12 protein-coding genes are annotated in these 14,676 nt (G+C 68.3%); 7 read left to right on the plus strand and 5 right to left on the minus strand.

Going from position 1 to position 14,676, the window contains the following annotated elements:
* The first annotated feature begins 76 nt into the window (after positions 1 to 76).
* Entirely contained in the window at positions 77 to 1,498 is a 1,422-nt protein-coding gene (locus BUB76_RS09610; RefSeq protein ID WP_073128562.1) for a DegQ family serine endoprotease, read from the plus strand.
* A 74-nt stretch (positions 1,499 to 1,572) separates the two neighbouring features.
* Here the strand turns inward: BUB76_RS09610 and BUB76_RS09615 are convergent, their stop codons facing one another.
* From BUB76_RS09615 to BUB76_RS09625, 3 genes are read right to left on the minus strand one after another with little or no spacing between them, the layout of a single operon-like run.
* A complete protein-coding gene (locus BUB76_RS09615; RefSeq protein ID WP_073128563.1) occupies positions 1,573 to 2,952 on the minus strand; it encodes a S8 family serine peptidase in 1,380 nt (459 codons plus the stop codon).
* Positions 2,952 to 3,830 carry a phosphatase PAP2 family protein gene (locus BUB76_RS09620; RefSeq protein ID WP_073128564.1) on the minus strand — a complete coding sequence of 293 codons (879 nt, stop codon included), beginning with the start codon at positions 3,828 to 3,830 and terminating at the stop codon, positions 2,952 to 2,954. The genes BUB76_RS09615 and BUB76_RS09620 overlap by 1 nt, the downstream gene beginning before the upstream one ends.
* Before the next feature lie 12 nt (positions 3,831 to 3,842).
* A complete protein-coding gene (locus BUB76_RS09625; protein ID WP_073128565.1) occupies positions 3,843 to 5,567 on the minus strand; it encodes an AfsR/SARP family transcriptional regulator in 1,725 nt (574 codons plus the stop codon).
* A 405-nt stretch (positions 5,568 to 5,972) separates the two neighbouring features.
* Between BUB76_RS09625 and BUB76_RS09630 the strand changes: the two genes are divergently transcribed.
* The 4 genes from BUB76_RS09630 (at position 5,973) to BUB76_RS09645 (ending at position 10,699) form a co-directional block, all read left to right on the plus strand.
* On the plus strand, positions 5,973 to 7,748 hold the full coding sequence (locus BUB76_RS09630) for an Ldh family oxidoreductase (protein WP_073128566.1): 1,776 nt from the start codon (positions 5,973 to 5,975) through the stop codon (positions 7,746 to 7,748).
* A 19-nt stretch (positions 7,749 to 7,767) separates the two neighbouring features.
* Complete coding sequence (locus BUB76_RS09635) at positions 7,768 to 8,760, plus strand: sialic acid TRAP transporter substrate-binding protein SiaP (RefSeq protein ID WP_073128567.1); 993 nt, start codon at positions 7,768 to 7,770, stop codon at positions 8,758 to 8,760.
* Positions 8,761 to 8,854: 94 nt separating this feature from the next.
* Positions 8,855 to 9,418 carry a TRAP transporter small permease gene (locus tag BUB76_RS09640; protein WP_073128568.1) on the plus strand — a complete coding sequence of 188 codons (564 nt, stop codon included), beginning with the start codon at positions 8,855 to 8,857 and terminating at the stop codon, positions 9,416 to 9,418.
* 3 nt (positions 9,419 to 9,421) lie between these two features.
* Complete coding sequence (locus BUB76_RS09645) at positions 9,422 to 10,699, plus strand: TRAP transporter large permease (RefSeq protein WP_073128569.1); 1,278 nt, start codon at positions 9,422 to 9,424, stop codon at positions 10,697 to 10,699.
* A gap of 14 nt (positions 10,700 to 10,713) precedes the next feature.
* On the opposite strand, the gene BUB76_RS09650 is transcribed toward BUB76_RS09645, so the two are convergent.
* Entirely contained in the window at positions 10,714 to 11,481 is a 768-nt protein-coding gene (locus tag BUB76_RS09650) for an SDR family oxidoreductase (RefSeq protein ID WP_073128570.1), read from the minus strand.
* Between the two features lie 69 nt (positions 11,482 to 11,550).
* Here BUB76_RS09650 and kce point away from each other — a divergent pair, with 69 nt between their 5' ends.
* Positions 11,551 to 12,480 carry a 3,5-dioxohexanoate:acetyl-CoA acetone transferase gene (kce, locus tag BUB76_RS09655; RefSeq protein ID WP_073128571.1) on the plus strand — a complete coding sequence of 310 codons (930 nt, stop codon included), beginning with the start codon at positions 11,551 to 11,553 and terminating at the stop codon, positions 12,478 to 12,480.
* A 14-nt stretch (positions 12,481 to 12,494) separates the two neighbouring features.
* On the opposite strand, the gene BUB76_RS09660 is transcribed toward kce, so the two are convergent.
* Complete coding sequence (locus BUB76_RS09660) at positions 12,495 to 13,514, minus strand: four-carbon acid sugar kinase family protein (RefSeq protein ID WP_073128572.1); 1,020 nt, start codon at positions 13,512 to 13,514, stop codon at positions 12,495 to 12,497.
* A 95-nt stretch (positions 13,515 to 13,609) separates the two neighbouring features.
* Between BUB76_RS09660 and pdxA the strand changes: the two genes are divergently transcribed.
* Positions 13,610 to 14,581 (plus strand): 4-hydroxythreonine-4-phosphate dehydrogenase PdxA, encoded by a 972-nt coding sequence (gene pdxA / locus BUB76_RS09665; RefSeq protein ID WP_073128573.1) that lies wholly within the window; start codon positions 13,610 to 13,612, stop codon positions 14,579 to 14,581.
* Positions 14,582 to 14,676: the final 95 nt, after the last annotated feature.

Below are 14,676 nucleotides of genomic sequence, written 5' to 3' on the forward strand. Positions count from 1 at the left end.
GGCGACATTCTCAACCCGTAAGGAGAGACGACGCGTGACGTCCCAAGCAATCACATTCAGGCCCGTCCGCAGCACCATGCGGCAATGGCTGTCCGCCCTCATGCTGGGCGGCGCCCTGGTTCTGACCCAGACGGTCACGGCCAAGGCAACCCCCGAAACCTTTGCACCGCTGGCCGAACAGATCTCGGACTCGGTCGTGAACATCACCACGTCCACCACCGTCGCGGCCCGTTCGGGACCCGCGCCGCAGATCCCCGAGGGTTCGCCCTTCGAGGACTTCTTCCGCGACTTCATGGACCGCGCCCCCGGGGGCGAGGGTCAGCGTCCGCGCCGCAGCCAGGCGCTGGGCTCGGGCTTCGTGATCTCGGAAGACGGCTTTATCGTGACGAACAACCACGTCATCGAAGGCGCCGACGAGATCAATATCGAGTTCTTCAACGGCGAAGAGCTTCCGGCCGAGGTGATCGGCACGGACCCCAAGACGGACATCGCGCTTCTGAAGGTCGACAGCGATGCGCCCCTTCAGCCGGTTCCGTTCGGCAACAGCGACGAGGCGCAGGTCGGCGACTGGGTCATGGCCATGGGCAACCCGCTGGGTCAGGGCTTCTCGGTCTCGGCCGGTATCGTGTCGGCCCGCAACCGTGCGCTTAGCGGCACCTATGACGACTACATCCAGACCGACGCCGCCATCAACCGCGGCAACTCGGGCGGACCGCTGTTCAACATGGACGGCGAAGTCGTCGGCGTGAACACCGCGATCCTGTCGCCCAACGGCGGCTCCATCGGCATTGGCTTCGCCATGTCGTCGAACGTGGTGACCAAGGTCGTCGACCAGCTGAAAGAGTTCGGCGAGACCCGCCGCGGCTGGCTGGGCGTGCGCATCCAGGACGTGACCGACGATATCGCTGAAAGCATCGGTCTCGAAACCGCCGAGGGCGCGCTGGTCACCGACGTGCCCGAAGGTCCCGCGATGGAAGCCGGCATGGAAGCGGGCGACGTGATCGTGTCGTTCAACGGCAATGACATCGAGGATACCCGCGAGCTTGTCCGCCGCGTGGGCGATGCCGCGGTCGGCGCCGAGGTCCCCGTCACCGTGTTCCGTGAAGGCGACGAGGTCGAGCTGACCGTCGTCCTGGGACGCCGGGAAGAGGCCGAGGCCGTGCCCGCCGCCATGAGCAGCGACGACGCGGAAGAGCTGTCCGAGACCGAGCTTCTGGGCATCACGGTCGCCCCCCTGACCGACGAGATGCGCGAAGAGCTGGGCGTGTCGAACGGCATGGACGGCCTCGCCGTGACCGAGGTCTCCGAGGACAGCGACGCGTTCGAGAAGGGCATCCGTGCCGGTGACGTCATCACCGAGGCGGGCCAGGAAAAGGTCGCATCGGCCTCGGATCTCGAGGCGCGTGTCGAAGCCGCGCAGGAAGCCGGCCGCAAGTCGATCCTGCTGCTGATCCGCCGCGGCGGCGAGCCGCGCTTCGTGGCCCTGCCGATCGAATGATCCGCGTGACCTGATCCGGAACACCAAAACGGCCCCCTCGGGGGCCGTTTCTCGTTTTCGGGTCGCGGGACAGGTCAGGCGTCCGGGAAGGTCGGCTTGCCGTCCCAACACGGCATCGAGAGTGGCGCATCCGGGTCGCCCACCGCGTGGCATTTTCCCAGAAGCCAGCCCTTCGCCTCGACGCCCGAGCGTCCCGTCATCGCACCGGTCGACATTCCCAACGACAGGAAACCGGCCACCAGGGCCGAGGCCGCCGACGTGCCGCCGAACCGGCTGAAATAAGACCCGAACTCGCTGATCGGGGCGCCAACCGGGTCGGTCGGAACCGAGCCGCCCGAATACCCCGCCGGCCCCGGCACATCGGTGCTGATGATGTCGAACCGCGAATACTTGGCGTTGTCGTTGTCGGCCGGGACGCCGGTGGGATCGTAGTCCGGTGCGCTTTCGTCCAGGCGGATCTCGGTCGCGTCGAAGACCTCGGCGTCGTTGCTGGGCGCCGCCACGGTGACACCGCGCGCGGGGGCGAAGCCGCTGCGCTGCCCCTTGGCATTCACGGCGCCGACCGAGATGATCCCGTTATGATCCGTGGCCAGGTTCGCGGGGTAGATCCCGCCATCCTCGGCGGCGTTCCCCGCCGCGCACACCACCGGGCGGCGGTGCGACACGGCGACGATCAGGGCGGCCAGTTCGCTCCAGAGATCGGCCTCGCCCTCGACGGGGGCGACCTGCCGCACCATGTCACCGAGACTGCGGTCGCCGATCTTGATGTCGTCCAGTTCGGGCACGGTGCGGCCCGGGTCGGCGATCACCCGGGGCAGCAGGACGACATCCGCGCCCACGAGGTCGGCATAGAGGAACGCGAGGATCAGGCTTTCCGGCGCCGGGTCGAAATTGGTCGACACCTGGATGATCCGGCACATGGGATCGACACCGCTGTAGGGCAGCGGCAGGTCGGCGGTTCCGCCGCCGGGCAGGGCCTGCTTGGCGATGGCGGGGCGGGCGCCGACCAGCCCGGCGATGTTGGTGCCATGGGCCGAGAACAGCGGGGACACGCAGGGCTGAACGCCAAGGTGGTGCGCCGCCGAGCCCGAGGACAGCCGGTCCACCAGCTCGGCCAGCAAGCCCGAACTGCGGGGCAGTCCGTCGGCGATCGTCGTCGTCCAGTCCAGCGGCAGCGCGCCGATCTGGTCCTGCCCCTCGGGCAGGTAGGGAAAGGATCCCAGCCGCGCCGAGAACAGGTCCAGCGAAAGGTCGCGGTCGATCACGTCGACAAGGTTCGGATGGTCCGGCGCGGCCGAGGTGTCGATGATGACGACCTTCGTGGGTCTCTCGGGCTTGGACGGCGCCCAGCCGCGCGGGGCATGATCCGCGTCCAGCACGCCGAGGGTGACCAGGTGCCACAGCGCATCGTAATGCAGCGCGGCGGGGGCGGGGGCCGGCGTTGTCGCGGTCATCACAGCCACTCCGCCTGGGCGGCCAGCATCTGTTCGGCGCAGACCTGTTCCAGCACCGGCGCCACCATGCGGGCCAGCGCATATCCGGCCGCCGTGTCCGAGGCATAGTGCAACCCGGCCCATTCGCGGTTCTCGGCGATGCGGCGCGCTGTCACGAACATCTCGGAGCTTGCCGGGTGTTCGGGCAGCACGCGCGAGAACAGGAACGCGACCGAGAATGACTGGAACGAATGGTTCGACGGGTACGACTGGTGCGCCGGGTTCGGCAGCAGGGGTCGCAGCCGCGGCTCGACCTGGTTCGGTCGGAGCACGCCGAAGCGATCCTTGTAGCGCAAGCCGATCTCGTCCGTCAGGGCGAGGATCAGGTAGAACAGGCTTTCGGTCGCGCCGTAGTCACCCAGCTCCTCGATCCCCAAAGGCCGAAGATAGCCCGACAGCTCCAGCCCGGCTTCGCGGTGGATCTCTTCGTGGCGTTGGGCCTCGGCCGGGCTGCGGCGCAGCGCCTGCTTGATCAGCAGGTCCACCGCCTCGCGCCGCAGATCGTCCAGCCCGGGCGGCGGCGCCAGCGGCAGCGCCATCCACTGGTCGGCCAGCTCGTGCAGTTTCCGGCGTTCGCGCCAGGGTTCCTGCATCCCGCCGTCGGGCGCGGCGTCGAGCATCCGGTTCCGGTTCCTGTTGCGGTTCCGGTTCCTGTTGCGATTGCGGTTCCTGTTGCGGTTGCGGTTGCGGTTGCGGTTCAGTGCCAGCACCGACAGCACACCGCCCGCCCCGGCGGCGACCTGCGGATCGGCGACCGGTTGCGCCGAGGTGTCGTTCAGCAACAGCCCGGTCGGCGTGACGGTAAAGCGGTTCGCCGCGAGAATGTCGTGTAGTCCCATGGATGGCCCCCCTCAGCCGGAAATGCGCCGAACCGCGGCGATCAGGTCATCCTCGCGGTCGGACTGGGAAATGCGGAAGCGGGCTTTCTGCACCGCGGGATCGGTGAAATCGGGATCGCGCAGCAAAAGCCCGTCATAGACCTGGCGCGCCTCGTCCGCGCGGTCGGTCTTGGACAGGTTGACCACGAGGTATCGCATGGCCGCCGCGAAGCGCGGCTGCTTCGACAGGGCGGCCCGGCTGGCGGCGATGGCCTGCCCGTGCTGGCCCGCCATCGTGGCCGCCATGGCCAGCGTCGTGTCGTAGCTGTAGCTGAGCGGGCTGTAGGCCCCGATCGACACCGCGCGGCGGGCGGACTCGATGGCCGTCGCGTAATCCCCCGCGTACAGCCGGTTGAGCGCGTAGTGATCCCACACGAAGGCCTGGTGCGGGTTCAGTTGCAAGGCGCGTTCCAGCAGGCCGCGCGCCTGTTCGTGGTCGCGCAGAACGTAGCCGACCGCGTGCCCGAGACAGGCCAGCGCGATCGCGTTGAAGGGCGAATCGCGCAGCACGTCGGCGACGATGGCCCGGGTCTCGTCCTCGCCGGTCTTCGCCAGCGAGCCCAGGTTCTCGCCCACGCGAAAGCTGGTGGCATAGGCCGAGAGCGCGGGCATCAGGACGCCGCCCTGGCTGTCCTGCGCCCCGGCCAGCAACGTCTCGGCATTGTGCAGCGCGTTGCGGTCCAGGCGGAACATCATGTTCAGCGCGGTGTAGCCGGTCAGCAGCGTCGAGGCGCCCTGCTGCGCGGGGGCGGGCCGGCGCCGCTCGATCTCGCGCGACAGGCGGTCGGCGTTCTGGGTGACGAAGCCCGCCAGGATCTGGCTGTCGGGGGTCAGCACCTCGGACCGGTCGGCCTGGATCGACTGGCTCCAGGCCAGGGTCATCGTCTCGGCCAGGTGGAAAAAGAAGGTCAGCGTCAGCGAGCCGTGCACCTGTAGGGTGCGCACGCGCAGGAAGTACTCGGTATCGCCCGCACCGATCAGCCGGTCCGATGGCCCGCCCGCATCGCGGAAATCGTAGACGGCGATGGGATGAAGCTCGCCCAGGTTGCGCACGACGGATTCGATCAGGTGGTCGGCAACGAAGGCCGTCTGGTCGTCGCAGCCCTGCTGGATATGCGGCATGAGGCCGAGCGAAATGCGCCCGGCCTGCGGCATGGCGGGGGTGGCCGGCGGGGTGCTTTTCGGGGTGGGGACGGTTGCCGGCGACCGGGCGGCCCGTTCGGCCAGCCGCTCACGCGTCTCGTACCACCCCTGGCGCTCCATGAGCAGCCAGTCCTCGAACTCGGGGTCGCCGATATCGATGCCTTCCAGGAGGTCGACCTCTTCCGAAAGGCGGGCCGATGACAGCGTCGAAGGATCCTCTTCGACGGCATGGACATCGATCCACAGCGCGCCGGTGCGCAGGCCGAGGGTGTGGCGGTCGACCTCGAGGATCTGGTCGAACAAATCGCCCAGGTCGCGGCGCAGCTCGAAGATCGTCTGCCGCAGGCTGGTCGAGGCGTTCCGGTCGCTGCTGTCGGACCAGAGCTTGTCGCGCAGCCACACGCGTGTGCGCTGCCGCCGGGGCGCGAGCGCGAGAAGGGCGAGAAGCGCGCCCGCCTTCTGCCCCCGGGGCGTACGGGTCGCACCGTCGGCATCGGTCAGCGACAGCGGGCCGATCAGGTGGAGCCTAGCGACGGGGTGCGACAAGCCCAGCATATCCGAACCATAGAAAGGCGCGGGCGCATTTGGAAGAAAAGCGGAACTATGGTCCCGCGGTTCGGGCCACCGATCGGTCCCATGGCGAGCCATGGATGCCCTTCGGACGACCCTCCCGAGGGTCTCGCTTTCTATGAATGGATCAAAGCCTTCGGTAATCAAATGAATTTCCCACTTTCCTCCAAATGCACGAATCATCCTAGGAAGCCGGGCGTTAGCCGCGCGTTAGGCCTTTTCCGCGCGGGCGTTAACCTTGCGTCAACTCGCGGAATTTGCGAGGTTCGCGGGTATGGGAGCCGCCCGCCGCGCGGGCTGCGGATCCCGTTTTCCCTTGTCACGGCCCGTCGCGTCGCTGCCCTTGCGTCAGATGATATATGATATATCGTCGAGATCGGGAGGATTCGAATGAGCATGGCACTCGATAGCCGCGAGGCGACCGGGCGGCAGAAACTGTCCGAGATCGCGCGCGACCTCATTCGCGAGAAGATCGTCTATGACGAGTTCGGTTTCGGGCGCGTCCTGCGCGAATCCGAACTTTCTCAGATGCTGAACATGAGCAAGAGCCCCATCCGCGAGGCGCTGTCCGAGCTGGCCTACGAGGGGCTCGTGGTGATGTCGCCGAACCGGTCGGCCCGGGTCATGCAGTTGAGCGCGGGGGACATGGGGGACCTCGCTCACCTGCGCGAGATGCTTGAGGTCGACGGGCTGCGCATGGCGATGGCGTCCGACGCCGCCGGGTTGGCCGCCGCGCTCGATGCCCAGGTCCAGGCCGGTGCCGCCGCGCTCGAGGCTGACGATATCGAGGGGTTCAGCCGGTCGGACAACGAATTCCACCTCGAGATCTTCCGCCACTGCGGCAACCGCTACCTTGAACAGACATTCATTCAGTTCGCGCCGCGTATCCAGGCCATGCGTACCCGCCTGGCCCGCGAACGCGACCGCATCCGGACGTCGCACGCCACCCACACGGCCATCGTCGCCGCCGTGCAGGCGGGCGAATTGGAGCGCGCCATAGACCTGCTGCGCGATCACGTGCGCGACAATGCGGATGCCTATACCGATTTCTGCTCCACGAGCCGCGACATCGGCGCTCCGCCCCGCGTCATCCTGGCCGAGATGGAACGCTTCGCCCGCGCCGCGCTGGAGAAAGTGGGCGCCGACGCCGACACGACGGAGGCGGTCGTGCGCGCGCTGGCCCATGCGTCGGGCCTGGGCGTGGACACCCACGGCTACCGGCTGCTGCCCCACTACCTGCGGGGCTTCGCCGGGGGGCGGCTGAACCCCACGCCCAAGTTGAGCTTCCCGCGCGGCACCGGCGGGGCCGCTGTGCTGGACGCCGACGATGCCCACGGGGCGCGCGCCGGCTATGCCGCGGTCGATCGCGCCATCGAACTGGCCCGGGAATACGGTGTCGGGGCCGTCGCTATCCGCGCGTCGTCGCATTTCGGGGCCGCCGGGGCCTATGCCACCGCCATCGCCGAGGCCGGCATGGCGGGGCTGGCCGTCTGCAACTCGGACGCCTTTGTCCGTCTGCATGGCGGGGCCGAGCGGTTCCACGGCACCAATCCGATCGCCTTCGCCGCGCCGGCCGGGCCGGGGCAGGCGCCGTGGCTCCTGGACATGGCGACCAGCGCGATCCCTTACAACAAGGTGCTGCTGTCGCGGTCGCTGAACAAGGCCCTGCCCGAGGGCACGGCTTCGGACGCGAACGGCGTCGACACCACCGCGCCCGGTATCGCCGAGATGCTGGCCCCGCTCGGGGCGGCCTTCGGCTACAAGGGCGCCGGGCTTGCCGGGATCTCCGAGATCCTGTCGTCGGCCCTGTCGGACGCGCCGCTCAGCCGCGAAATCGCGCCGATGGTCTCGGACGACATGGCCACGCCGCGCGGTCTGGGCGCCTTCGTCCTGGCCATCGACCCCGACGCCTTCATGGGGCGCGACGTGTTCCAGCAGGTCGTGTCACGCTACCGCGCCGCCATCCGCGCGTCGGATGCGGCGCCGGGGCAGTCGGTCATGGCCGCAGGCGACCGCGAATGGGAGGAGGGCCGTCGCCGCCGCGCGCACGGGATCACGCTGGACCCGACCACGATCAAGGAGCTGGCGGAGTTTGCCGCCACGCACGAAATCGCCCCGCTCGGACTCGATGAAGACATCGACCGGGCGGATCAGAACGGTCATTGAACAAAAGGGAGAGAGATTAATGACCAAGACCACCATGAAAATCGCACTGGCGGCCACCACCGCCATCGGGATCGCCGCGCCGGCCTTCGCACAGGATGCCGACCGCGTTCTGAAGTGGGCCCACGTCTACGAGGCGAGCGAGCCCTACCACACCTGCGCCGTCGAGGCCGGCGACAAGCTGGCCGAGCAGACCGACAACCGCCTGGGCATCGAGGTCTTCCCGGCCTCGTCGCTGGGCAAGGAAGTCGACATCAACGAAGGACTTGGGCTGGGCACCGTGGACATCATCTGGACGGGCCAGCTTTTTGCCGGCCGCTCCTACGGGCCGATCGCCATCGGCGGCGCGCCGTTCATGTTCCGCGACTATGATCACTGGGATGCCTACCGTAACAGCGACCTGTTCCAGGAGATGCTGAACGGCTACGAAGAGGCCACGGGCAACCACCCGATCACGCTGGCCTATTACGGCGCCCGGCACACGACCTCGAACGGTCCGATCCAGACCCCCGCGGACATGGAAGGCATGAAGCTGCGCGTGCCGAATGCGCCGCTTTACATGATGTTCCCGCGTGCGGTCGACGCCAACCCGACGCCCATCGCCTTCGCCGAGGTCTACCTCGCGCTGCAGCAGGGCACAGTCGACGGGCAGGAGAACCCGCTTCCGACGATCCAGGCCAAGAAGTTCTACGAGGTCCAGACGGATATCAACCTGACCGGCCATATCGTCGACAGCCTCCTGGGCATCGTCGGCGGGCCGACCTGGGGTAGCCTCGACGAGGCCGACCAGGAAACGCTGGCCACGATCATCGAGGAAACCTCGGACTGCGTGACGAGCCAGATCCGCGACGCCGAGGCCGAGTTGGCCGACTGGTTCCGCGAGCAGGGCGTGAACGTCAACGAGGTCGACATCACGCCCTTCCGCGAGGCGGTGATGGAAATGCACAACGGCGACATGGCGACCTGGGACCAGGAAACCTACGATCGCCTGCAAGCCATCGGCGCCGACAGCTAAGCTGTTCGCATAAGCGAAGGATGCGCGCGCGGCCCGGGGTCGCGCGCGCATCCCGCATGACAGCACCGACGCCACGCCAGCCAGGGGGACCGCGATGACCGACAAGCGCTACACGGACGAGCCCGAAGCCATCGTCTTCGAGGAAGACGAGATCAATCTCGATGACATTGCCTGGCTCGATTACCTGGTGCTGGTCATCTTCTGGGTGCTGGCCTTCGTCGTCTTCCTGCAGTTCTTCACCCGCTACGTGCTGAACGACTCGCTGGGCTGGACCGAGGAGATCGCACGATTCCTGCTGATCGCCGTGACCTTCACCGGCTCGATGCTGGCCGCGCGCAAGAACAGCCATATCGCGGTCGAATTCTTCTACCGCTGGATCCCGCGATCGCTGCGGCGCGTGGCGCAACTTGTCATCGACCTTATAACCACGGCGGCCTTCGCCGGGATGACCTGGCTCTGTATCCAGCTGGCGGGTCGGACGAACCAGCTGATGGTGTCCATCGAGGTCCCGAAATCCACCGTCTATTACTACGTCGCGGCATGCTTCGTCGGCATGACCCTGTTCGCGGCCTGGAACACCTGGCGCCACCTTCGCGACGGAACCAGCCGACTGATCGACCCCGACGCCCACGAAGACGCAACCCTGGGAGCCGATTGAGCCATGACCATCGGAATCATGTTCGCCATCCTGTTCGGACTGCTGGTCATCGGCGTGCCGGTCGCCGTCGCGCTGGCCGGAGCCTCGGCGATCTTCATCCTGTCGGGCACGGTGCCGCCGATGGTGGTGGCGCACCGCGTCATCAACGGCGTGGACAGCTTCCCGCTGCTGGCGGTGCCGTTCTTCATCCTCGCCGGCAACCTGATGAACACCGCCGGCATCACCGAACGGATCTTCAATTTCGCGCTCGCCCTGGTGGGCTGGATGCGCGGCGGCCTGGGCCACGTGAACGTGGGCGCCTCGGTGATCTTCGCCGGCATGTCCGGCGCCGCGGTGGCGGATGCCGGGGGCCTCGGCTCGATCGAGATCAAGGCCATGCGCGATGCGGGCTACGATCCCGGGTTCTCCGTCGGCATCACGGCGGCGTCCTCGACCATCGGGCCGATCATCCCGCCGTCGCTGCCCATGGTGATCTACGGCGTCGTCTCGGGCGCCTCGATCGGGCAGCTGTTCGCGGCAGGGTTCATCCCGGGCCTCGTCATGGCGCTGAGCCTGATGCTGATGATCTTCTTCTTCGCCGGCCGCTATGGCTTCAAGCGCGACCAGCCCTTCGCCTGGGGCGTTCTGGCGATCACCTTCAAGCGCGCGTTCCTGTCGCTGCTGACGCCGGTCATCATCGTGGGCGGCATCCTGTCGGGCGCGTTCACCCCGACCGAGGCCGCCGTGGCCGCCTGCGCCTATGCCATGTTCCTGGGCCTGATCGTCTATCGCACGCTGACGCTGAAGCGGTTCCTGCGCGTGAGCTTCGACACCATCGAGACGACGGCGGTGGTTCTGTTCGTCGTCGCGGGCGCAGCGATCTTCGCCTGGATCCTGACATCGAACCGGGTGCCCGAAATGGCGGCGTCGCTTCTGTTGGGCGTGTCGGACCGGCCCTGGGTGATCCTGCTGATGATCAACCTGGTGCTGCTGGTGGTGGGCTGCTTCATGGAAACGGTGGCGGCCATCACCATCCTGACGCCCGTGCTTCTGCCCGTGGCGGTCGAGCTGGGGATCGACCCGGTGCATTTCGGGGTCATCATGGTTCTGAACCTGATGCTGGGCCTGCTGACCCCGCCGGTGGGCATGGTGCTTTACGTGCTCAGCCGGGTGTCGGGCGTGCCGTTCGAACGCTGTGTCGTTGCGACGTCGCCCTTCCTGATCCCGCTGGTGGCCTGCCTGCTGCTGATGACCTTCGTGCCTGCCATCGCCATGTGGCTGCCGACGCTGATCTACCGATAGGCGCAGTGCCGGGGTCAGGTCAGCATCTGCGTGTCGCCGCAAACCGATATGGCCTGCCCCGATACCGCACGGCCCAGCGGGCTGGCGAGGTACAGCGCCTGGTGGGCGATATCCTCGGGCGCGACATAGGCGCCGGTGGAGGTATAGCGCAGGGCGTCGGCCTCGACCTCGGCAAAGCTGCGGCCCTGCCGCTCGGCCTTCTGGGTCAGGACGCGCACCTGCCGGTCACCCGACACGATGCCCGGCAGGATCGCGTTGGCGCGCACCCCGTCCGAGCCCATTTCGATGGCCAGCGACTTGGTGAAGCCGATGACGCCCCACTTGGCCGCCGCGTAGGGCGTGCGCAGGCCGAACCCCAGCCGCCCCGCCAGGGACGAGATGTTGACGATGCTCGCGTTGTCGCTGTCCCGCAGCGCGGCGGCGGCGTGGCGGGTGGCGCGGAATTGGCTGGTCAGGCAGATCTCGAGCGTGGCGGCCCAGTCGGCATCGTCGATCTCGTCCACCGGCGCGGTCGGCCCGGCGATACCGGCGTTGTTCACCAGCGTGTCCAGCCCGCCCATGGCCGCGATGGCGCCCGAGACGAAGGCCTCGATCTGGACCGCGTCGCCCATGTCGGCGCGCGTGCCGGTGATGCCATCGGGCAGGGCGTCCAGCGCCGCCTGGTCGATGTCGCAGACATGCACCACCGCGCCCGCATCGGCGAAGGCCCGCGCGGTGGCCAGGCCGATGCCCGCCGCGCCACCCGTCACGATCACCCGTGCGCCCTTCAGTCCCCAGTCCATCTGCAACTCCTTCCCTGATTTTCATCCCTTCCTAGCGCGCCCCGCGACCGAACCGAAAGAGGACAGCCCATGCGAAGCTCCCGTAAAGTCATCCTGACCTGCGCCGTGACAGGCGCGATCCACACGCCCTCGATGTCCGACGCGCTGCCCGTCACCGCGCACGAGATCGCCGAGGCGGCGCTGGGCGCGGCCGAGGCGGGCGCCTCCATCGTCCACCTGCACGCCCGCGACCCCGAGGACGGCCGCCCCGACCAGACGCCCGAGGCCTTCGCCCCCTTTCTTAAGGTCATCAAGCAGCGCAGCGACGTGGTCGTGAACATCACCACCGGCGGCGCGCCCACCATGAGCGTCGAGGAACGGATGCAACCCGCCGCCATACACGCGCCGGAACTCGCGTCGCTGAACATGGGGTCGATGAATTTCGGCCTGTTCCCGATGCTGGGGCGGTTCCCCGACCTCAAGCACCAGTGGGAGCGGGACTACCTGGGCAACAAGGACATCCTGTTCAACAACACCTTCGGCCAGATCGAGAAGATCATCACCACGCTGTCGGAGAACGGCACCCGGTTCGAGTTCGAATGCTACGACACCGCGCATCTGTATAACCTGAAGTATTTCCTGGACGCGGGGCTGGTGAAGCCGCCGCTGTTCATCCAGACGGTGTTCGGGCTGATGGGCGGGATCGGCGCCCATCCCGACGACGTGGCCCACATGAAGCGCACGGCCGACCGGCTGTTCGGCGACGACTGGCGCTGGTCGGTGCTGGGCGCGGGGCGCAACCAGATGAACATCGCCGCCATGGCCGCCGCGCAGGGCGGGCACGTGCGCGTCGGGCTCGAAGACTCGCTCTGGATCGGACCGGGCGAGGCGGCCACGTCCAACGCCCAGCAGGTCGCCAAGGCCCGCCGGCTGATCGAGACGCTGGGGCTGGAGGTCGCCACCCCTGACGAGGCGCGCGAATTGCTGGATCTTAAGGGCGCCGACCGGGTCGGGTTTTGACCGGGGCTGGCGCCCTAGTCGCCGCGCGCGATCCGGCGCAGCAGGTCGGGGTCGCCGAAGCCGCCGGACTTGGTGGCGATCTGCAACGTGCCCCATGTCACGCGGGCCTCGCTGACGGGCAGGCCCGGGGCCAGCTCGGCGCGGACGTCCAGCACGCCGATGCCCAGCCTGTCGAGGATGGCCTGCGCCGTTTCGCCCCCGGTGGCGAGAAGCCCGTCGGGCCGGGTGGCGCGCAAGTGGTCCGCGACCGCGTCGGCGAAATCGCGAGCGGCGTCCTCCGGCGTCCGGCCCGCGCCGCTCTCGGTCATCTGGAAGACGGTGGTCCCACTGGCGGGGACGTCCCCGGCCGCCCGCCCGTCGGGCAACGCGGCGATGGGCAGCGCGCCGCGCAGCGCCTCGACCTGCTCAACGGTGATCGGGTCGCGCGAGCCGACGGCGAAGACCAGCGGATGCGCCAGTTGCCAATCCACCGGATCGAGCGGACCGAACAGTCGCCGCGCCAGGGCAAAGCACAGACCCCGCGCCCCCACCCACAGCACGCGGCCCTCGGCGGCGACGCAGGCGTCCATCTGCGCGTCCGTCGTGGCCTCGGGGATCGTCACGGGCCGGTCGAACAGCGGCGACAGCGCGATGGGGGCGTCGATGCCGTCACCCGTCACGGCGCCGTCCTTCTGGACCCGCCCCATTTGCGGAACGGCCGGCAGAGCGACGATCCGCTCGGGCGCCATGGCATCGGCCAGCGCGGCGCACTCCACGCCGACATGGCCCTTGAGCCGCGAGTCCACTTTCTTGATCACGACCGGCACCGCGCCCAGGTCGAGCTGGTCGACGCACGCCCGCATCCGCGCCCGCGCGGTGTCGGCATCGCCCTCGCGGCACGCCAGGTTGACCGACAGCACATCCGGCGCACGCTCCAGCGCCTCGGGGATGCGGGCCACGTCGCGGGCCACCACCACGCGGCGCCCGCCACCGGTGAAGGCGACGGCGCTGTCCAGCGCCCCGGTCAGGTCGTCGGCGATGATGAGAACTTGCACGCGAACCTCGGCACTCGGACGCCGTTGATGCTATGCGCCGGACCGAAGGGGTGCAACGCCCGCACCGGGACCGCCAAGACGAAAGGAAAGACCCGATGACTGCTCCGATCCTGCTGACCATGGGCGATCCCGCCGGTGTCGGCCCCGAGATCACCGTAAAGGCGCTGGCCGAGCGCGACCCCACACTCCGCCGGCGCGTGGCCGTCATCGGGGACCGCGACGTGCTGGTCCGCGCTGCCGAGGTCTCGGGCGTCGATCTGCCGGTGATCGACGTGGGCGCGGAGGGCGACGGACTGCAGGTCGATCACGTCGCGACCGACGGCCTGCCGGGCCGGTTCGGTGTGCAGGACCCGGCCTGCGGCGAGGCGTGCTTCCGCTACATCTCGCGCGCCGTGGACCTGGCGCTGGAGGATCCGGCGCGCTGCATCGTGACCGCGCCCATCAACAAGGCGGCGCTGAACGCGGCGGGCCACCACTATGACGGGCACACGGGGATGTTGGCGCATTTGACCGGCTCCAGGTCGTCCTGGATGCTGCTGGCGTCGGAAAAGCTGAGCGTGCTGCACGTCTCGACCCATGTCTCCCTGCGCGAGGCCATCGGGCGGGCCACGACGGAAAGGGTGCTCGAGACGATCCGCATCGGGAATGCGCACCTCAAGAAGATGGGTAACCCCGAGCCGCGCATCGCCGTGGCCGGCATCAATCCCCATTGCGGCGAGGGGGGGCTTTTCGGCACCGAGGATGACGAGGCCATCGCCCCCGCCGTCGCCGCCGCAAGGGACGAGGGCATCGCCGTCGAAGGGCCGGTGCCCGCCGATACGGTCTATCACCGGGCCTATCGCGGCGCCTTCGACCTGGTCATCGCGCAGTACCACGACCAGGGACACATCCCGATCAAGCTGGTGGCCTTCGATACGGCGGTGAACGTGTCGCTGGGCCTGCCGATCAACCGCTGTTCGGTGGATCACGGCACCGCCTTCGACATCGCGGGGACCGGGAAGGCGGATCATGGCAACATGCTGTCGGCGCTCGACTACGCCGAGAAAATCATCTCGGCCGGGCGCTGACCGGCAACGGGCCGAGCCTTTGCCCGTCGCCCGATCCGGTGTAGGGGTTCCCCGTGACCCGCCCTGACCCGTAAACCAAGACGCGCCACGGTGCC

This window comes from Palleronia salina (assembly GCF_900141995.1).
GTDB classification, from domain to species: domain Bacteria; phylum Pseudomonadota; class Alphaproteobacteria; order Rhodobacterales; family Rhodobacteraceae; genus Palleronia; species Palleronia salina.